13 protein-coding genes are annotated in these 18,605 nt (G+C 61.7%); 5 read left to right on the top strand and 8 right to left on the bottom strand.

All coding sequences use genetic code 11. The features are described from left to right. Positions 1-46 precede the first annotated feature (46 nt). The 4 genes from NZ746_06985 to NZ746_06970 all read right to left on the bottom strand — a co-directional run bounded on the left by NZ746_06985 (position 47) and on the right by NZ746_06970 (position 7,972). Positions 47-2,566 carry a penicillin acylase family protein gene (locus NZ746_06985; protein MCS6817108.1) on the bottom strand — a complete coding sequence of 840 codons (2,520 nt, stop codon included), beginning with the start codon at positions 2,564-2,566 and terminating at the stop codon, positions 47-49. Positions 2,567-2,767: 201 nt separating this feature from the next. Then, a complete protein-coding gene (locus NZ746_06980) occupies positions 2,768-4,609 on the bottom strand; it encodes a sigma-54-dependent Fis family transcriptional regulator (protein ID MCS6817107.1) in 1,842 nt (613 codons plus the stop codon). A 15-nt stretch (positions 4,610-4,624) separates the two neighbouring features. Next, the gene (locus NZ746_06975; protein MCS6817106.1) at positions 4,625-5,041 is read right to left on the bottom strand and encodes a hypothetical protein; all 417 of its coding nucleotides are present in this window, start codon (positions 5,039-5,041) and stop codon (positions 4,625-4,627) included. Positions 5,042-5,056: 15 nt separating this feature from the next. Then, positions 5,057-7,972: a protein kinase gene (locus NZ746_06970; protein ID MCS6817105.1), complete on the bottom strand. Its 2,916-nt coding sequence runs from the start codon at positions 7,970-7,972 to the stop codon at positions 5,057-5,059. Between the two features lie 207 nt (positions 7,973-8,179). On the opposite strand from NZ746_06970, the gene NZ746_06965 reads away from it, so the two are divergent. Further along, a complete protein-coding gene (locus NZ746_06965; GenBank protein ID MCS6817104.1) occupies positions 8,180-8,518 on the top strand; it encodes a twin-arginine translocation signal domain-containing protein in 339 nt (112 codons plus the stop codon). Between the two features lie 50 nt (positions 8,519-8,568). Beyond that, positions 8,569-9,978 carry an amidase gene (locus tag NZ746_06960; protein MCS6817103.1) on the top strand — a complete coding sequence of 470 codons (1,410 nt, stop codon included), beginning with the start codon at positions 8,569-8,571 and terminating at the stop codon, positions 9,976-9,978. A 31-nt stretch (positions 9,979-10,009) separates the two neighbouring features. On the opposite strand, the gene NZ746_06955 is transcribed toward NZ746_06960, so the two are convergent. The 4 genes from NZ746_06955 to NZ746_06940 all read right to left on the bottom strand — a co-directional run bounded on the left by NZ746_06955 (position 10,010) and on the right by NZ746_06940 (position 14,934). After that, positions 10,010-10,480 (bottom strand): YbaK/EbsC family protein, encoded by a 471-nt coding sequence (locus NZ746_06955; protein MCS6817102.1) that lies wholly within the window; start codon positions 10,478-10,480, stop codon positions 10,010-10,012. Between the two features lie 109 nt (positions 10,481-10,589). Next, positions 10,590-12,608 carry a DEAD/DEAH box helicase gene (locus NZ746_06950; GenBank protein ID MCS6817101.1) on the bottom strand — a complete coding sequence of 673 codons (2,019 nt, stop codon included), beginning with the start codon at positions 12,606-12,608 and terminating at the stop codon, positions 10,590-10,592. A 31-nt stretch (positions 12,609-12,639) separates the two neighbouring features. Continuing rightward, positions 12,640-13,917: a serine hydroxymethyltransferase gene (locus tag NZ746_06945; GenBank protein ID MCS6817100.1), complete on the bottom strand. Its 1,278-nt coding sequence runs from the start codon at positions 13,915-13,917 to the stop codon at positions 12,640-12,642. Between the two features lie 90 nt (positions 13,918-14,007). After that, positions 14,008-14,934, bottom strand: coding sequence for a LysR family transcriptional regulator (locus NZ746_06940; GenBank protein MCS6817099.1), 927 nt, complete (start codon positions 14,932-14,934; stop codon positions 14,008-14,010). A 134-nt stretch (positions 14,935-15,068) separates the two neighbouring features. On the opposite strand from NZ746_06940, the gene NZ746_06935 reads away from it, so the two are divergent. Genes NZ746_06935 through lysA form a run of 3 tightly spaced genes read left to right on the top strand, consistent with a single transcriptional unit; the run spans position 15,069 to position 18,597 of the window. Next, on the top strand, positions 15,069-16,121 hold the full coding sequence (locus NZ746_06935) for an SIS domain-containing protein (GenBank protein MCS6817098.1): 1,053 nt from the start codon (positions 15,069-15,071) through the stop codon (positions 16,119-16,121). Then, positions 16,109-17,197: a hypothetical protein gene (locus tag NZ746_06930; GenBank protein ID MCS6817097.1), complete on the top strand. Its 1,089-nt coding sequence runs from the start codon at positions 16,109-16,111 to the stop codon at positions 17,195-17,197. The genes NZ746_06935 and NZ746_06930 overlap by 13 nt, the downstream gene beginning before the upstream one ends. 20 nt (positions 17,198-17,217) lie before the next feature. Next, entirely contained in the window at positions 17,218-18,597 is a 1,380-nt protein-coding gene (gene lysA / locus NZ746_06925; GenBank protein ID MCS6817096.1) for a diaminopimelate decarboxylase, read from the top strand. The last annotated feature ends 8 nt before the right edge of the window (positions 18,598-18,605 follow it).

Here is an 18,605-nt window from a genome sequence, read left to right as displayed (position 1 = left end):
GCCCCATGGCGCGAGTATCCTGCGCCCGAGAGCTTCCGACGAGCGTTCAAAACGGCATCGGTTTCATACCGAACTCGCGAAAGAGCGCGCGTTGGTTGTAAAGCGCCGACTCGATGGACGGGAGCCATCGAAAGAAGCGATTTGGTCGGAGGAACGCTCTCTGTCCGGACGGCAGGCGATTCCATCCGCGTGGGGGATCCGTCAATTCGACGATCTGCGTGTACGTCGCCCGATTCCCTGCTGGGATCGCGGGCCCAACGTAGAATCCGAAGAGATGTCGAAAGCGAATCATCTCACGCGGGACCACAGGCATCGCCCACATCAGACCGTAGGTGTGCATCAGCTCCTCCACCGTCTCTCGAATGCTCATCACGATGACGTCGCGCCAATCCCGGCCATTGAAGTAATCGTACGTCAACGGGACGCCAGCGCGCGCCCTCTCTAGGATGCGAAGCACGGTATTGATGCTCACCTCCGACAAGAAATCGCTCCCCAACTCGTCGGCGAATATGTTTCGCACGAGGCGCTGCAAAAGGACATCGAAGATGACGTTCGCGCCTTCCACAGCAGGCGAAGCGATCGCATCGGCATAGAGAGCCCCATCCCAATTTTGCAAGAGTTGTGCCACCAAGCGCACGCGCGGATCGTCCGTTCCCACTTCTTCGACAGCGCGCAGGAGATACTCCCTCAGGAACTCCATCTTCGGCCCCATATCGTCGAAGCGCGCGATGTCCTTCTCGATCTCGATCAGGTCCTCGATCCCAAGCCGCGTTCGGCTCCCCTCTTCTCGCCTTTGTCTGAGGACCCGTGTGGGTTCGTCCAACACGCTCATGATGCGCAGCACCCGATGCTGCTTTCCGAAGAGCACGTCGTCCGGATTGTCGAAGTCCACCGTCGGTTTGTTGTTCCAATTCGCGAGCCATCCCTGCTGCGGATTTCGCACATGGGGCAACGGACGAACGTTCGCTTCCCACTCCGCCTCTCCCGTCCCCGGCAGGGGAAGACGAGGATCATATCCGGCCGGACGAATGGGAACCCATCCCGCGAGCCAGTAGGCGATGTTTCCCTCGACATCGGCATAGAGGAAATGATGCGACGTCGGGATCCGCCGAATGGCGCGCTCGAAATCCGCCATATCCCGCGCTCGATTGATCTCCCAAAACCCCACCCATGTTTCCGTCTCCTTCATCCAGTGAGCCCGCTTGAGCGTGACGGCCAGATGATTTGCTTCGTCCACGAAGAGCACGGGCCCATGAACGGTTCGCCTCACAAGGATCGTCTTCGCCTTCGTCGTGCGCAGCGGGAATCCCAGCGGAGATGTCCGAACGGCGATCACTTCCTCGCGCACCTCCATGCGCCGATACGTTCCCCGATAAAGGTACTCGTCGCGATTCACGGGATTCAGCCGCTCGATGTAAAGATCCGCGTTATCGCCAGGTCCGCTAGTCGTCGTCCACGCGATCCGCTCGTTATGTCCGATCAGGATGACCGGCCCTCCGGCAAACGCCATGCCCGTCACGCGCCAGCCCGGAGCTCTCAAGTGCACCTCGTGCACGATGTCCGGGTAGAGAAATCCCATTTGGGGTCCACCGAGCAAGAGCGGACGTCCGGTTCGCGACTTCGTCCCGTCAATGACGAACCCGAAGCTCCCGAAGGTGACCGGCAATCCCAGGAGCTGAAAGAGCGCTCGACGCCGCTTCTGCCATTGCTCGGAGATGGCGAGGAAAGCGCGGAAATCGGGAAGCCAACGATAGAGCGCGAAAAGCGGACCTCCCCTTCTCGCGGGATCACGCATGGCCACTTCCAGAGTGGCTTGCGCGCGAGCCGCATCGTCCTCCAACGGTACGGTTACCGGAGCTTCCGGATCGTTCAGCCACCGCAAATCGTCGAAGATCTCGCCCCCGAGTTCCTCGCCGTGACGCTTCACGAGCTGCTGATAGAGGACGAGGTTTCGCAGCTCGCGCCCTCCGCGCTCGCCGAAAATTCGCGCGGCCAATCGGCAGATGGCGATCGAATCCGTCACCGTCCAGGGCTCCGGAAAATATCCGAGGACGTGGAACTCCCACGGCAACTTCCGAAGCGGATCCGCGCGCGCCTCCTCCAGATACCGATTGATCCCGTCACGATAGGCCGCTATCGCCTGTCGCATAGAATCGGGCATGGCCTCATACATCGCCTGATACTCTTGCTCCGTATATCCGTGCTGGCGCTGCTCGATATCCAATTCCACGAGCTCGATCGTTCCCTTCACCTCAACGCTCGTCACGATGTTCCCCAGCACTTCGGCCAAGCGTCCGCGCGCCGCTCGCCGAAAGACTTCCAGCTGCCACAGCCGATCTTGAGCAACCGCATAACCGTACGCCTCGAAGAGGTCGTATTCGTTCTCCGCTTCAATGCTCGGCCGACCGTATTCGTCCCGACGAATACGAGCCGTGCTCCTCACCCCGTTCGAAATGGACGCGCGATCGGCCAGAATTCGGGGAATGCCCAAGGCGTCCCCAAGCCACGCACAAAAGCAGAGGATGCCAATTCCCCACCGAGCGAAAAATCGGAGCCTTCGACCCATCGTCTCCTTCTCCTCCGCAACTCCCTCATCGAGGGAAGGACCAAACTCCCGGAGCGCAGGGGAAACTCTTGCGAGTTCTCTCGAGAGGCTTGCGCCTCCCTACCCTGCACGTTTGTCCCATCCTCCGTTGGGAGATTATACGGAGGACGACGGCGATAGACAATGGGATTTTCCGACGAGGCGTATCGAAATGCTATCCCCTCACGCCGATCCCGAGGAGAATTGTTCGGGATCAGACGCGGGAGTTCCCGACGAACGACGTCCCTTGCGATAGAAGATCGAACGATGCAGTCCCGATAATCGCGCGGCCTCAGCGATATTTCCCCTCGCGCGTTCGAGGGCGCGTTGAATCAGCGCGTCCTCCAGCTCGTCTATATACGCCTGTGCGATCTTCAAAATGGCGCGGCGGCGGCGCTCCAAATCCTCTCGATCTACCGGGGCCGTGCGCAAAAAGGCGCGGAAGGGATTTTTCTCCACCTCCAGAGCGCGACGCCGATTGAGGAACGCCTCCGGCAGATCCTCCACTCGAATCTCCTCCGAGGGAGCCAGTAGGACGAGGTGTTGCACGAGGTTCTCCAGCTCCCGAACGTTCCCCGGAAATGGATACTCCTGGAGCGCCAGCAGCGTCTCGGGATGGAAGCGGAGTGTGGGACGTCCGGCGGCCGGAGCGTATTTCTTCAGGAAGTGAAGAGCCAGTAGTGGGATGTCCTCCGGGCGCTCGCGCAACGGTGGCACGCGCAGCGGGATGACGTTCAATCGGTAGTAGAGCGCCTCCAGGAATTTCCCCTCGGATACCATTTGCGCGAGCTGGCGGCTCGTGGCGGCGATGACGCGCACGTCCACGCGGATGGATTTACCTCCACCTAAGCGCTCGAATTCGTGAAATTGAAGGAAGCGCAGCAGTTTCGCTTGTACTGAGAGTGGCAACTCGCCGATCTCATCCAAGAAGATCGTCCCGCGATGAGCTCGTTCGAAACGCCCCAAACGCCGCTCGACGGCTCCGGTGAACGCGCCGCGCTCATGCCCGAATAATTCGGACTCCGCCAACGTCTCCGGCAACGCGGCGCAGTTGACGACGATAAATGGTCCACCCGCTCGCGGACTCAAAGCATGGATCGCTCTCGCGAGCAACTCCTTCCCCGTTCCGGATTCTCCCTCAATCAGGACGGTCGCCGACGAAGGCGCCACCTGCAGGACCGTTTGCACGACCTTTCGCCAAGCGGCGTGAGTCCCGACCAATCCCTCCACGATCTCGCTCGCCACTTCTGGCGCGCTTTCCTTGCGAAGAGCGAGCGCTGTGTGCAACCGATCAGCCGCCTCCAGGTAAACGGCGATGAGCCGAGCAGCGCGGGCGAGGAATTCCCGGTCCGATTCCGAATACGCCGCGGCGGTGGAGTTGTTCTCCACATAGATCGCCCCGAAGCTGATCCCCCCGATGGCGAACGGAGCGACGAGCACCGAGCGAACGCCACGCTGAATGACGCTCGTCTCTTGCGAATACGCGGGCTCCGAGAGCGCATCGCGCACCAGGAGCGTTTCACCGGAGGAGAGCGCGCGCCAAAGCAGCGTCCGACTGAACGTATGCTCTTCCGCCGAGAGATCTCCAGACTGGAAATTTCGTGCGCACGCCAACAGGACGCGCGTGGAATCAACGCCGACTTCCCCACCCACGCGCAGCCCTCCCGGATAGAGCACAAGAAGGAGGCGCTCCGAACGCGTCTCGGCGAGAAGGAGGTCAGCCGCCCGCTCCAAAAATTCCTGCGAGGAGGAACTGTAGAAATAGAGGTCGGCCAATCGCGCCGCCACCTGTCCCAAACGGCTCTCCAGCACGAAGGACTGAAGCTCGGTCAAGGTGCGATCGAGCTTCTCCAGCGCATCGCCGCGAATCTGCCCGAGCGTCTTCCCCATCGCGCCGAGAAGACGCTTCGCCTCTGATTCCGAGAGACGCTCTCCGAGCGCGCGCCCGATGCGCTGCTGCAACTCGTCGAGCGCCCATCGAAGCTCACCGAGGAGATTCGCGGCTCTCTCCCACCACGCGCCCATGCCGCATGTCAGTCCTCAGGACCCTTCGACGCACAGCCCACACGGCAGACACATTCCATCGCATTCGCAATAGCCGATGGGACAGATGCCGTCCAAGCCGAGCGTCTCCCGCAAGAACGCGCGCACGCGCCGCTCGACCGTCGCCGCGCGCTTGGCTCGCTGCGATGTCGTCCGACCGGATAAGACGTAGTAGACAGCGAGCCGTTCGAAAGCGGAGAGCACTTCCCGCAATCGCAGATACGGCCCCAAATCCTCTCCGCTCAGCTCCCGCGTTTGCATATCCCACCGATCCCATTGGTTCGCCATCGCCAGTTCTCGCACAAGCGGCGAGAGCTCACCAACGGCGTCCGCGCGTCTCTTTCTCCGTCCGACTCGCCGCACCGGTACACGAATCCTCAGGGAAGTCGTCTTCCCCGCTTTCGTCTTCTTCATCGGAGGCTCTCCTTTCTATGGCAAGTTCTCGATCATCCTGATCACGCTCCAGCTCGCCTGTCGCCCATAGTAGAGGGTCCGCCCATCGGGCGCCCAGGCGAGAGTGGAGAAATAGACTCGCGGATCTCGATTCTCCGTCCGCTTCGCCGCCCGTCTTCCCCCGACGGAGAGCGTCCACAAATTATCGCGCCCGTCAGCTCGCGAGATGTAGGCGATAGTGCGCCTATCGGGCGAGAGGTGAACGGTCACCAAGCTCGCTTGCGCGAGTACACCCAGCGGGTATCTTCTCCCCTCAGGCACCGTAACGCGAAAGAGGCGAATCTGCCGGGCCATGTAGGGGACGAGACGCGATCCCTCGCCGATCGCAACGAGCAGCGTCGCGCCTGAATCCATCCATCCGACGAGTCGCACCACCTCCCGACTCCGCAGGAGCGGGAAGACTGTCCTCCGTTCGATCTCACTCACCCATACCGTCCACAGCGTTTCGGCCCCTCCTCGGGCTTCCGAGACGAAGGCGAGACGATGCCCGTCGGGGGCCCACAGCGGGCACGAGAAGACGAGCGAGCGATCCGCGTTCTCCGTCATTCGAATGTCCTCGAGAGGATCGAGCGTCGTGACCCAGATGTTCGAAGCGCCGGTTCGCATCGAGGCGTAAGCGAGACGACGCCCGTCGGGCGACCAACTGAAATCCCGCGTCTGCAACCGATGGAACGGTAAGAGCCCATACCCCCCATGATAGACACCGCGCGCCACCCGTCGCTCGACCCCTCCAGAAGCTGGAACGATCCAGAGCTCGAATTGCCCGTCCGATCCACGACGCAAGAACGCCAGGTGCTGCCCATCGGGAGACCACGCCGGATCGAATCCGGGGGTCACGAATTGAACCGCAGCTTCTTCTCCCTCGAGCGCCCTCACCACGATGCGCGCGCGAAAGAGATCACCGCCCGCACTCGATTCCGGTTTCGCTTGAAAAGCGAGGGCGCGTCCATCGGGGGAGACGGTCGGCCATAATTCCAGGCCGATCTCCGTCGTCACTTGCACCTCCTCTCCCGTTTGAAGGTCGACGCCCCAAATGTCGGATTCGTCCTTCGAGAGCGCATACAGTACACGCCGCCCATCCGGGGAAATATCGGCGATGAAAAGATCGGTCTCGCTCGAAGTCAGCCGCTGCGGCGTTCGCTCATCCAGGTCAATGAGGCAGATTTGGTAGGCCTCTCCCCATTTACATGCATAAAGCAGGCGCCGTCCATCGGGATGCCAGATCGGAAACCGTTCCTCCTCGGGGCTCGCGGTCACTCGCTCCGGTTTCCCTCCACCAAGAGAGAGCATCCAAATGTCCACCTGTCCCCCTTGAACGTCCACATAAGCGATCCGCCGTTCGTCAGGCGAGAGGCTGAAGTCCGTGACGCGCGACGTTTGCGGATCGAATGACGTCAGAACCGTCGCTCGTCCAGAGGCGAGATCGAGCATATGGAGATTTCGCTGCGCTTCGTAATAGAGAGCGTTTCGCTTGGCCGACCACGCGATCAAGTTCACCGGACTCAAGCGACCTGTCGTCGCCTGAGGGATGACGTGCAGCAGTGTCGGGATCCCCCCCAAAGCCGGTACCGCCCAAATCCCCATTTGCCCCCCGCGATCTGAGAGGAAGGCGATCTGCTGCTCATCCGGCGACCAAACGGGAGAGCGATCGTTCCATTGATCGCGCGTGATCGGCACGGCGGCCCCACCGAGGGTCTGCTGAACCCACAGGTCGGGATCTCCTCCCTTTCGGGAAGCGAAGACGATCATCTTTCCATCCGGCGAGAAGCGGGGACGTGGCAGACTCTCGCCCGGCTCGTTCTTCCAACTCACCAACTGCGCGTGCTGCAGAGTATCGGTCCATTCTCCCTTCGGACGATCGTCAGGGTGCCAGAGGAACCAGAACGCGAGCGCGGCGATCAGAGCGATCAGCGCGATGCCCATCGCGCGCGCCGACGGCAAGCGCCACGACCGGCGCCGCTCCTCCCCAACCGTCCGCGAAAGGGAGACGGTCCGAAATCCGCTCACCGCATGCCCTCGCTCGCGCGCGAATGCCACCAGCTCTTCCTTCATCTCCGAGATCGTTTGATACCGATCGGCCGGATCCTTCCGCAGCGCCTTCCGCACGATGCGCTCCAGTTCGAAGTCCACTTCCGGCGCGAGCGCGCTCATCGGCTTCGGCTCCGCATGCAAAATGGCGTGGAGGACCTCGACATCTGTCGCCCCGACGAAGGGTCTTCGCCCGGTGAACAGTTCGTAGAGCAGCGTACCGAAGGAGAAAATGTCGCTTCGAGCATCGAGCGGCTCGCCGCGCACTTGTTCGGGCGACATGTAGGGCGTCGTCCCAATGAGCGCCGAAGTCGCTGTGATCTGCGAGAGCGTGAGCGCGTCATCCGCTTCCTGCCCCTCCCAGCGCACGCGCTTGGCCAATCCGAAATCTAACACAATGGCGCGATCGCGCTCGTCCACGATGACGTTGGAGGGTTTGATGTCGCGATGGATGATCCCCTGCCGATGGGCTTCCTCCAACGCCTCAGCAATGTCAATGGCATAGCCCAACGCGCGCTCGATCGGGAGCGGTCCCTCGTCGAGAAGCTCCCTGAGCGTCTTCCCAGCGATATAGGGCATGGCGATGAAGACGATGTCTCCGACTTCTCCGACTTCGTAGACCGTGCAGATGTTCGGATGCTGCAAAGCGGAGGCCGCGCGCGCTTCGCGAAAGAAACGACGTCGAGCGTCTGGGTCGGCGACGAGCGAAGGAGACAAGACCTTGATGGCGACCGTTCGTCCGAGCTGAAGGTCCACGGCGCGATAGACGTCGGCCATCCCCCCTCGGGCGACCCAAGCCTGGATCTGGTACCGGGAGAGGATCGTTCCAGGCTGAAGACTCCGCGGCCCCATGACTTCCCCCATGGCTCTCGCCTCTATCGCCCGTCTCGATTCTCGTCCGGCTCTTCGTTCATCTGCCTCGCCTCATCGCTGAAAAGTGGCGCCGAGCTTCAGCCCAATGATAAACTAAAGGCGATCCCTCAGCAATTGAAACGGGAGACACGCCCTTGCATTTAACGAAGCACCTGAAAATAATAATCCGGCCACTTCGGAAAGTGGGGAGGCAAGGCGATGAACAAGAAGAGGGGGGCAACGCGACGACAATTTCTCAAGACGGTCGCGGCCACGGCCGTCCTTCCTTCGACGTTTCCCCTTCTCGAGGAGGCGGAAAAGAGGGAAGACGCCGTGAGCGTCACGACGCAAGCGACGCAACAACCGCTCACCCCCTCGGCAGCCGCTGAGGCCTTGGGCGAGCTGGTGCGCGTGCGTTATGGACGCTTCTTGACGGAGGAACAGCTCGCGGAGGTCAAGCGACAGATCGAGCGGGGTCTCCGTTCGGCAGAACGCCTCCGGAATTTTCCGCTCACGAATGCGGATGAGCCGGATTTGATCTTCCGCGCGGTACCATGAGCCTCTTCCGCGGCCGCTCCATCAAAACCGATCTCGAGGAGGACATCACGATGCGCGATCACGAGATCGCTTTCCTCTCGATTCGGGAATTGGCTCAACTCATCCGATCCCGACGCCTCTCTCCCGTGGAACTCACGCGGCTTTATCTGGAGCGACTGGAGCATCTGGGACCGAAATTAGGCGCGGTCGTCACAATCACCCACGAATTGGCGTTGGAACAAGCGCGCCGCGCTGAACGAGAGATCATGCGTGGCCGGTATCGAGGATTGTTGCACGGCATCCCGTATGGCGTGAAAGACCTGCTGGCGACCAAAGGCATTCCCACGACGTGGGGGGCGGCGCCATATCGAAATCAAGTCTTCGATTACGATGCCACAGTCGTGCGGCGCCTGGAGCGAGCGGGAGCCATCCTGGTAGCGAAGCTCGCCATGGTGGAATTAGCGGGCGGCATGGGATACAACACGGCAGATGCCTCTTTCACAGGACCCGGACGTACACCGTGGAACCTCGATTACTGGAGTGGGGGATCGTCTTCGGGATCAGGAGCCGCTGTCGCGGCCGGCTTGGTCGCCTTCGCCATCGGCTCAGAGACCTCCGGTTCCATCCTCACGCCCGCGGCTTTTTGTGGCATCTCTGGGTTGCGCCCGACCTATGGACTCGTGAGCCGATACGGAGCTATGGCGCTCTGCTGGACGCTCGACAAGCTCGGCCCCATGTGCCGCACGGCCGACGACTGCGGGATCGTGCTCGCTGCGATCTCCGGAAAGGACCCGAAAGACCCCTCGAGCGTGGCGCGGAAATTCGCATATTCGGAGCCGCTTCTGCCTACTCGGCGGATGCGCGTGGGCATCGTCAAAGGTGCGCTCGAGCGCGTGCAACCGGAAGTGCAGAAGAACTTCGAAGCCGCAGTGGAGGTCCTCAAGAAATACGCGACGATTGATCCCGAAGTCCCCCTGCCCGATCTTCCGTACGGACAAGTCGTCGGGATCATCGTCAACGCGGAGGGAGCCAGCGCCTTCCGAGATTTGATCGAAAGCGGGCGCTTGGCGGAGTTACAGAATCCGCGCGATCGAATTGGGGGGTATGTGGGGATGACGGTCCTGGCAGTGGATTACCTGCACGCCCAGCGCGTCCGCGTTCGAATTCGTCAAGCGCTCGACGAGATACTCTCTCGATACGATGCTGTGATCGCTCCCACGCGAGCGACTGTCGCCTATCCGATCGGCGTGGAATTCGAGCGCGCATATCCGGGCACAGGGGGGGGCCCTGCGCTCATTCCCGCGGGCAATGCGGCTGGCGTTCCGGCGCTCTCCATCCCCAACGGATTCGGACAAGCTGGACTTCCAACGGCTCTCCAATTGATGGGGCGCGCCTTCAGCGAGGCCACACTCATCACTCTCGCCAATGCCTATCAACGGGAGACCGACTGGCATCGGCGACGGCCTTCCCTTGAGGCCTGACCTCCGGAAGGGGAGAGCCTGCGCTCTCCCCTCACGCCACTTCAGAGAATGCGGCCACGACCGGCTCGCTCAGTCGAAGAAAGTCAGCCATCCGCATCCGAATCGAATCCGTGTGCGTCCCCGCATTGAAGACGATCTCTTCATCTTGCAACAAGGGCTCGGCCACGTAGACGGGGATTCCGTAGAGATTCCCGAAGATCGGCATCGCGCCGATCTCGCAATCCGGGAAGAGGTCTTTGAACTCCGCTTCCGTTGCCAATCGGACATAGGTCGCTCCCACGACTTCGGCGAAGCGCGTCAGATCCACTTTGTGATGCGCGGGCAAGACGGCCATCACATATCGGTCATCGGCCTTGAGGATCACGGCCTTGGCCATCTCACGGCCTCGCACATGAAGCGCATGGGCGATCTCCTGCGCCGTGAACGCCTGCGAATGGGTGCAGACCACGTAGGGGACACGTTGCTCATCGAGGTATTGTTTCAATCGGGCGACGATTCCCATAGCGCTCTCCTCCGAAGATCGTGCGCCCGCGAGGTCTCGTCCCCAGGATCGAGATCGCGCGCGGCGCTCGTCGGAGATCATCCCTCCGCAGGGGGACGATCCCATGCTTTCATACGGATGCCCAGCGCGCGAAGAAGCGCTCCACGTCCTCGATCCGCGTTGTGATCGGACACGGGGGGAGGCTTTGCAAGAAGACCGCGCCATATCCCTTCGTGCGAATCCGAGGATCGAGGATCGAGAGAACGCCTCGATCAGATCGGCTGCGGATCAATCGTCCCAATCCTTGTTTGAGCATGATGACGGCCTGAGGGACGGCGTACTCGTAGAACGGATCGCCGCCGCTCTGCTCGATATAGCGTTGGCGCGCCGCCACAATGGGATCCGTCGGAACGGCGAAGGGCAACCGATCAATGATGACGCAGCTCAACGCCTCCCCTTGCACATCCACGCCCTGCCAAAAGCTCGACGTGGCGAATAAGACCGAATGCGGCGTCGTACGAAATCGCGTGAGAAGTCCGGATTTGGAGCCCTGCCCTTGGAGGAAACAAGGGAACGGCACGCGACGCCGGACGTGCTCATACATTTCTACCATCGGCTGAATCGCCGTGCAGAGGACGAAGGCCCGTCCTTGCGTCACATGCAACAGCTTCACAATCTCCTCCACGGCGGCTTCGGTGAACTCCGCGCTTCGAGGATCTGGCATGTGTGGCGGAAGGTAGAGAATCGCCTGCTCGGCATAATCGAAATGCGAGGGGACGATCACTTCGCGCGCGTGGCGAATCCCGAGGCGAGACCGAATGAAGTGAAAGCTCCCCCCGCTCGTCAAGGTCGCCGACGTCAGAATCACCGTGCGCACGCGATCGAAGAGCCGCTCGGCCAAAATCTCGGAGACATCGATGGGCGTCGCTTGAAGGAAAACCCCACGCCCGCGCCGTTCGTACCATCGGACGAATTGTGGATCGCGTTGAAGGAGAATGAAGTCAAGATCAGCTCGCACCTGCGCCGTTCGACGGATGAGGGCTTCCGTTTCCGGCGGGGGGTCCTTCACCATCGCGAGCGTCGTCTCCAGAAGCGAGAGGGCGTTTCGAAGGGCGAGGAAGCTCTCTCCCACGCGTGTCACCGGGAGCGTCTCCCCTCCCTCCTCCACTAGATCCATGGGAAGCCTCTCCTCGGTCGCCTCTGCGCGGACGAGGAGATCCGGCTCCAGAGGATATCGTCCTTCGGGCCTCCCATCGTTCAGGAAATGCATCCAGAAACTCTCGGCTCGCTGCTGCACGCGCAAGGTGACGCGCATCAGCTCCGCCATCGCCGCGGTGTCCGTGATCGGGAGATTCTGCACATCGCGGATCAGCTCGGCTACGCGATAATTGCTCACCTGCGCCCCGAAATATTCCGAAGCGATCTCCTCCAACTCGTGCGCCTCGTCGAAGATCACGATCCCATAATCCGGGATCACCGCGCCGAGATCGTTTCCCCGCAGCGCGAGATCGGCGAAGAACAGATGGTGATTGACGATCACGATGTCCGCTTTCAAGGCGCGCTCGCGCATCTTCGTGATGAAGCAGGCGTCGTACTCCGGACACTTCTGTCCGAGGCAGATCTCCGAGCGCGCATCGATCGCCGACCAGAAGCTCAGATTCTCCGGGAGATCCGCTAGCTCCGCACGATCTCCCGTCTCCGATCGAAAGGCCCACTGGCGAATCTCGTCGAAATAACGCACATCGTCCCAATCGGCGAGGATCGGCTGCGTTTCCGCTTTCTTCAAGCGGTAGAGGCAGACGTAATTCGATCGGCCTTTCATGTACGCGACGCGCAGCTTCCGCCCGAGGGCCTTCTCCAAGAAGGGGATGTCCTTGAGGAAGAGCTGCTCTTGCAGATTCTTCGTCCCCGTCGAGATGATGATGCGCTCGGAGGCCGCTAGCGCCGGAATGAGATACGCGAGCGTCTTCCCCGTCCCCGTCCCTGCTTCGACCAGCAAATGTTCCCCTTCGACGATCGCGCGATAGACGGCCTCGGCCATTTGAATCTGCCCGGGCCGATATTCGTACTGCGGGTGATGCTTTCCCAGAAGCCCTCGCTCCCCAAAGACGTCCTCCATGCGGACGATCTCTTCGCTGCGTCGGGTCATGGCCGATCCCTCGACGTCGAGCCGGAGGTGGTCACAGCGCGCGGAGCCGATGCAACCGATGCGGATAGAGCGGGAATTGTTCCGTCAGTTCCAGCACTCGTCGTCGGACCGAACGTTGGACCTCTTCGCTCTCGGGCTGATCTAAGACCTCGGCGATCCACTGCGCGATCTTTCGCATCTCGGGCTCCTTCATTCCCCGCGTGGTGACCGCTGGCGTCCCCAAGCGAATGCCGCTGGCGATCATCGGCGGCTGCGTGTCAAAGGGGATGGTGTTCTTGTTCACGGTGATTCCCGCGCGCTCTAGGGCGCTCTCAGCCTGTTTTCCCGTCAACCCTCGCGAGAAGACGTCCACGAGCACCAGATGCGTATCCGTCCCCCCGGAGACGATCCGATACCCCGCCCGCGCCAGTTCCTCTGCCAAGACGCGAGCGTTTTTGATGACCTGCTCTTGATACGCGCGGAATTCGGGTTGCATGGCTTCTTTGAAGCATACGGCCTTGGCCGCCATGATGTGGACGTGAGGTCCGCCCTGCACGCAGGGGAAGACGGCGCGGTCAATCTCCCGCGCGTATTTCTCCTTGCACATGATCATGCCCGCTCGCGGGCCGCGCAATGTCTTATGCGTCGTCGTCGTCACGAAATCGCAGCAAGGGACAGGACTCGGATGCAGGCCTGTCGCCACGAACCCGGCGATGTGCGCGATGTCCGCCATGACGACGGCTCCAACATCGTGAGCGATCGCCGCGATGCGCTCGAAATCAATGATGCGCGGATACGCGCTCGCCCCACAGACGATCATCTTGGGCCGATGCTCGTGCGCCAACCGCTCCAACTCCTCATAATCAATTTGCTCCGTCTCACGGTCCACGCCGTAAGGGATCACGCGGAAATATTTCCCCGAGAAATTCAACGGATGCCCGTGCGTCAGATGCCCGCCGTGCGAGAGGTTCATCCCGAGGATCGTATCTCCGGGTTGCAACACGGCGATGTAGACGGCCATGTTCGCCTGCGACCCCGAATAGGGCTGCACGTTCACGTGCTCGGCGCCGAAGAGCTGCTTCGCCCGCTGGATCGCCAGCGATTCCACGACGTCCACGAATTCGCATCCCCCATAGTAGCGTTTGCCCGGATATCCCTCGGCATATTTGTTCGTGAAGACCGATCCCATGGCCTCGAGAACGGCTTCGCTGACGAAGTTCTCCGATGCGATCAACTCCACCCCTTGTGCCTGTCGCTCCGTCTCTCGAAGGATGGCCTCGGCGATCTCCGGATCCACCACGCGTAGCGGCCGTGTATGCCACTCATTCATCATGATGACTCCTCGCTCGCGTGATTCCCACGCCTTCGCGCGAAACGGAATCTTACCGCAGGGCTACCCCCGCCTTCAAGCAAGCCTCCGTCAGGAACGTCGTGCCACGACGCGCTTTCGCTCTCCCCCCTTCCCCAAATACGCGCGACACAACTCCAGAAAGGCCACCAGGGGCTCCGACAGCGCATCCTCCTTCCGATAGGCGACCCCCAATTCCCACCGACTCTTCAATCCCCGAATGGGGAGCGCGCGCAGAAGCCCCGCATGCACTTCTCGTTGAACCGTGAGCCAGGGGAGGATGCTCACTCCAAGACCGACCTCGACCATCTTCTTGATCGCTTCATCGCGATTCAGTTCCATGGCGACATGCGGACGCACTCCCGCATGCTCGAAGAAGAGATCAATGATCCGCCGCCGATTTCCCCCGCGCTCTCCGAGGATCAGCGGCTCGGCGGCCAACTGCATGACCGTCACCTCCCGCGCCTGAGCCAAAGGGTGCCCAGGGGGAACGACGGCCACCAACCGATCGCCGTAGAGCGGCTCGGTTTGAAGCAGCGGCGCTTCGACGGGCAGGGAGATCAAACCGACATCCAACCGATGCTCCAGAAGGCGTCGGACAATGGCCTCGCTCGTGCCGGCGAAGACGACGAGATCCAAAAGCGGGAAGCGCTTCTTCAACTCGCTGAGGATCTCCGGCAGCGGGTGAATGGCGATCACCGTCGAAGCCGTTCCCACGCGCAGCATGATCCGCTGCTCCTCGGCGAGCGCCGCGATCTCCGTGCGCGCCAAATCGCACGCGCTCAAAATCGCTTGCGCATGTTTGAGCAGCGCTCGTCCGGCAGGCGTGAGCGTAGCTCGCTTGCGCACCCGCGCAAAGAGCTTCATCCCCAGCTCCTCCTCCAATGCCTTGATGTGCAGGCTCACGGCCGCTTGCGAGAGATTCACGCGGCGTCCGGCGAGCGTGAAGCTTCCCGTCTCGGCCACCGCTCGAAAGGTGCGCAGGTGTCGCAACTCCATGGCGTTCCCCCCTTGCATTAGCAATCTTCATGCATCTCATTAAAACTCTCCGTTTCCCTTCACCTCGCCTATTGTACTAGAATTCCCGCGTGAGCGCCGAAGATGCGCCGGACGCATAACGACGTGGGTGGACGATGAAGGACGGACTGGAACGAACGTTCACGTATCGGGAGGTCTATGGCCAACCGGAAGCGATGAGCGAGACGTTGCGACGCGCGCCCGCTCGCTTCGCGCGCATGGTCTCGGTAGGTCCTCTGGAACGCTTCACGGAGGTGATCTTCACCGGATGCGGATCGTCCTATCATATCGCCCTCTATGCCGCGCACGCCTGGGGGACGCTTCTGGGACTTCGCGCGCGCGCCCTCCCGGCCTCCGAAATCCTGAACTTCTCGAAGGCGCATTTCCACGCGGAGGCGCGACCTTTGATTTTCGCTATCTCACGCAGCGGAGGGACTGATGAGACCGTGCTCGCGGCAGAACGGGCGAAGGCAGTGGGGGCGACGGTCGTCAGCGTGACGACGAATCCCGAATGTCCGCTCGCGCGCACTGCCGATGTGCATTTGTCCTTCTCCGAATGCCTTGAACAGAGCTTGGTCACGACGGGATCGCTGACGTGCATGATGCTCGGTCTGCTGCTACTGGCTGATGCCCGCGACGGAGGAACACTTCAGACGGAGGCAGCGGCTCTCCCTTCGGAAGTCGCACGGAGTCTCCGAGAGAACGAACCCATTGTGCGCGCTTATGCGGAGGATCGCACGCTCGCTCGTTTCATCTTCCTGGGGTCTGGTCCCTTCTACGCGCTGGCGGCGGAAGCGGCACTCAAGGTGATCGAGATGGCGCTCACCCCCGCTCACTTCTATCCCATGTTAGAGTTTCGACACGGGCCGCACCTCCTGCTCTCGCCGGAGACACTGCTGGTGATCTTTCCGGCCGAGGCGGAGGGTCCGTATGTGAATCGAGTGATTGAGGAAGCGCGCGCAGCGGAGGCGCGCGTCCTCCTTATCGGCGCTCGGGCGATGGAGACGTCAGCCCCGCAGCTCATTCTGGGAAGTCGCGTGAGCGAACTCCTGCGTCCCATCCTTTTCGCCCATCTCATTCAGCAATTGGCTCTTTGGAGAGCTGCGGCCGTCGGCGTGAACCCAGATGCCCCGCCGCGATTGACGCGGATCGTGCGATGGAACGAATGACGAGCGACGCGCTCGAATCGCCGCACACCTTTCGAAGACACGGGCTGGATGTGATGCCCGAGGGGCAGAAGTCGTTCCTGGCCGGTGTTGATGGCGGAGGGACGAAGACGATAGCCTTGGTCGCCGATGAACGACTGACTGTCCTCGGAGAAGGACGTTCCGGCCCCTCGAATTTCTTGCGCGTCGGAGTGGAGGCGGCTGTCATCGCCGTCCTTGAGGCTCTTGAGGACGCCTGCCGTCAAGCTGGACTCACGCCCGCAGATCTCCGCGCGCTGGGCATCGGCTTAGCGGGGATCGCCCACCCCGCGCATTATCGGCGCATGCGGGAAGCCCTTCTGCGAGGGCTCGTCGAGCGCCTGGCTTATGGCGCGCGCGATCCCCAACAGGTGGAGAACGTTGTGCTGACAACTGACGCTGAGATCGCGCTCTATGGAGCGACCGATGGTCAACCGGGCGTCGTCATCATCTCCGGGACGGGCTCGATCGCTTATGGGATGAACGCGCGGGGACAGAAGGCGCGTTCCGGGGGATGGGGACCAACCTTTGGCGACGAGGGGAGTGGATACGACATCGCGCGGCGCGCACTAGTGGCCGTCGCCTCGGCTTACGATGGACGAATGCCGCCGACGCTCCTCACGGAGCGGGTCTGCCGCTACTTCGGTATCGAGAGCCCGGCCGAACTGCCGCGCGTCATCTACGGAGACGCGACGAGCCCTAATATCGCTCCCTTGAGCGAAGTCGTCATCGAAGCGGCGCGAGAGGGAGACGCCGTCGCTCGAGCGATTCTGCGCGAAGCGGGCTTGGAGTTGGCGCGAACGGCCATCGCTGTCATCAAACGCCTGCGCTTGCAGCAGGAGGTCTTTCGCGTCTCCTACGTCGGCGGCGTCTTCTCCGCGGGAGAATTGATCCTGGAACCAATTCGCCAGAAGATTCGGGAAGTCGCTCCAAAGGCCGAACTCGGCCCCCCGCTCTTTCCACCTGCCGTCGGTGCGCTCAAGCTGGCGCTGGCGCGGCTTGGCCCTTCCGATCGGGAATCTGAAGTCGCCTGCTCGCTGCCCAAACTGGGCGTGCGGTGATCGCTGTCGAGGAGGAGCTGATGGGATGGGAGATCGCCGGGTATCGTGAGGTCCTCCATGGCCACTTGCACGTGGATGGCGTGAGCACCCAACACCTGGTCGAACGTTATGGGACTCCGCTCTTCGTCTTCTCCGAATCGCGCGTGAAGGCCAACGTCCACGAGTTGTTGGAGAGCGCTCAGCGCGTCTACCCGCGCGTGCGGCTCTGCTACGCGGCGAAGGCGAACTCGCTCTTGGCGATCCTCCGAGCCGTCCGCGAAGCAGGGGCGGACATCGAGGTCAACAGCGGGGGCGAACTCTACAAAGCCCTGCGCGCCGGCTTTCAGCCCGAGCAGATCGTCTTCAACGGCGTGAGCAAGACGCCCGAGGAATTGGAAGACGCGATTCGCGCTGAGATCTATGCCATCAATGTGGACTCGTTAGCGGAGCTGGAGATGATCGCGACCCTCGCCGAGCGCCTCGGCAAACGCGCCAATGTCGCGCTTCGCTTAGTTCCGGAGGTCGAGACGGGCTCGCACGCAGGATTGCAGACGGCTTTGCTCACCTCGAAATTCGGCTTCTCGCCCTCGGAGATCACCGAAGCCCTTCGGCGCGCGTTGGCCTGCTCGCGCTCCATTCATCTTGTCGGGCTTCACGTGCACGTCGGTTCGCAAACGCCGACGCGCGAACCCTACGTGCGCGCCTTCACGATGTTGTGGCGATTAGCTCTCGATCTCTATCGGGAGACCGGCCATCGCGTGCGTCACGTGAACCTGGGCGGGGGCTTGCCCATCATCTATGCGCACGACGAGCGAGCAATGGCAGATGTCGGAGAACGCCGACAACTCTTCCGCGCCGCGTGGGACATCGGCGCGCTCCTACAGGCCGTGCTGAAAACGGCTCTCGAAGATGGCGCGGCGCGCGACCTGCTCGAAGGATTGGAGATCATCTTCGAACCGGGACGCCGGGTGGTCGCGGATGCTGGAACGCTCCTGGTGAGGATTCGCAATCTCAAGACGCGGCCGGAGACGGGCGATACGTGGCTCTTTCTAGACGCCGGGACGGAGCTGCTCCCCTCGATGAGCCACTACAAGTGGTACTATCACGTGATCTCGGCCGATCGAACGGCCGAACCGCACGAGGCGCCCTATAAATTGGCCGGTCCACTCTGCGACGGCGGGGATGTGTACTTCGACATCGAAGGCACGGGGCAGCTCCCTCAATATCGCTTCTTGCCGAAAGGCTTGAGCATTGGGAATATACTGGCCATCCTGGACGTCGGCGCGTACACGGTCGCGCAAATGTCGAACTACAATGGTCGGCCGTTTCCGGCCATCTTGTGGATCACCTCGTCCGGAGATGTGCGGCTCATTCGCCCTCGCCAAAGCTACGAGGACTTGGTGAAGGAAGAATCCGTGTGAGGGGCTCG

Source organism: Blastocatellia bacterium, from assembly GCA_025055075.1.
GTDB lineage: Bacteria > Acidobacteriota > Blastocatellia > HR10 > HR10 > HR10.
The sequence above is the reverse complement of the archived record's forward strand: the minus strand, read 5'-3'. Positions and strand labels throughout refer to the sequence as shown.

Coding starts and splice junctions, on each gene's coding strand:
- NZ746_06940 (MCS6817099.1), bottom strand. CDS start 14,934: ATGGAGTTGCGACACCTGCGCACCTTTCGAGCGGTGGCCGAGACGGGA.
- NZ746_06965 (MCS6817104.1), top strand. CDS start 8,180: ATGAACAAGAAGAGGGGGGCAACGCGACGACAATTTCTCAAGACGGTC.
- NZ746_06950 (MCS6817101.1), bottom strand. CDS start 12,608: ATGACCCGACGCAGCGAAGAGATCGTCCGCATGGAGGACGTCTTTGGG.
- lysA (MCS6817096.1), top strand. CDS start 17,218: ATGGGATGGGAGATCGCCGGGTATCGTGAGGTCCTCCATGGCCACTTG.
- NZ746_06935 (MCS6817098.1), top strand. CDS start 15,069: ATGAAGGACGGACTGGAACGAACGTTCACGTATCGGGAGGTCTATGGC.
- NZ746_06980 (MCS6817107.1), bottom strand. CDS start 4,609: ATGGGCGCGTGGTGGGAGAGAGCCGCGAATCTCCTCGGTGAGCTTCGA.
- NZ746_06945 (MCS6817100.1), bottom strand. CDS start 13,917: ATGAATGAGTGGCATACACGGCCGCTACGCGTGGTGGATCCGGAGATC.
- NZ746_06975 (MCS6817106.1), bottom strand. CDS start 5,041: ATGAAGAAGACGAAAGCGGGGAAGACGACTTCCCTGAGGATTCGTGTA.
- NZ746_06955 (MCS6817102.1), bottom strand. CDS start 10,480: ATGGGAATCGTCGCCCGATTGAAACAATACCTCGATGAGCAACGTGTC.
- NZ746_06985 (MCS6817108.1), bottom strand. CDS start 2,566: ATGGGTCGAAGGCTCCGATTTTTCGCTCGGTGGGGAATTGGCATCCTC.
- NZ746_06970 (MCS6817105.1), bottom strand. CDS start 7,972: ATGGGGGAAGTCATGGGGCCGCGGAGTCTTCAGCCTGGAACGATCCTC.
- NZ746_06930 (MCS6817097.1), top strand. CDS start 16,109: ATGGAACGAATGACGAGCGACGCGCTCGAATCGCCGCACACCTTTCGA.
- NZ746_06960 (MCS6817103.1), top strand. CDS start 8,569: ATGCGCGATCACGAGATCGCTTTCCTCTCGATTCGGGAATTGGCTCAA.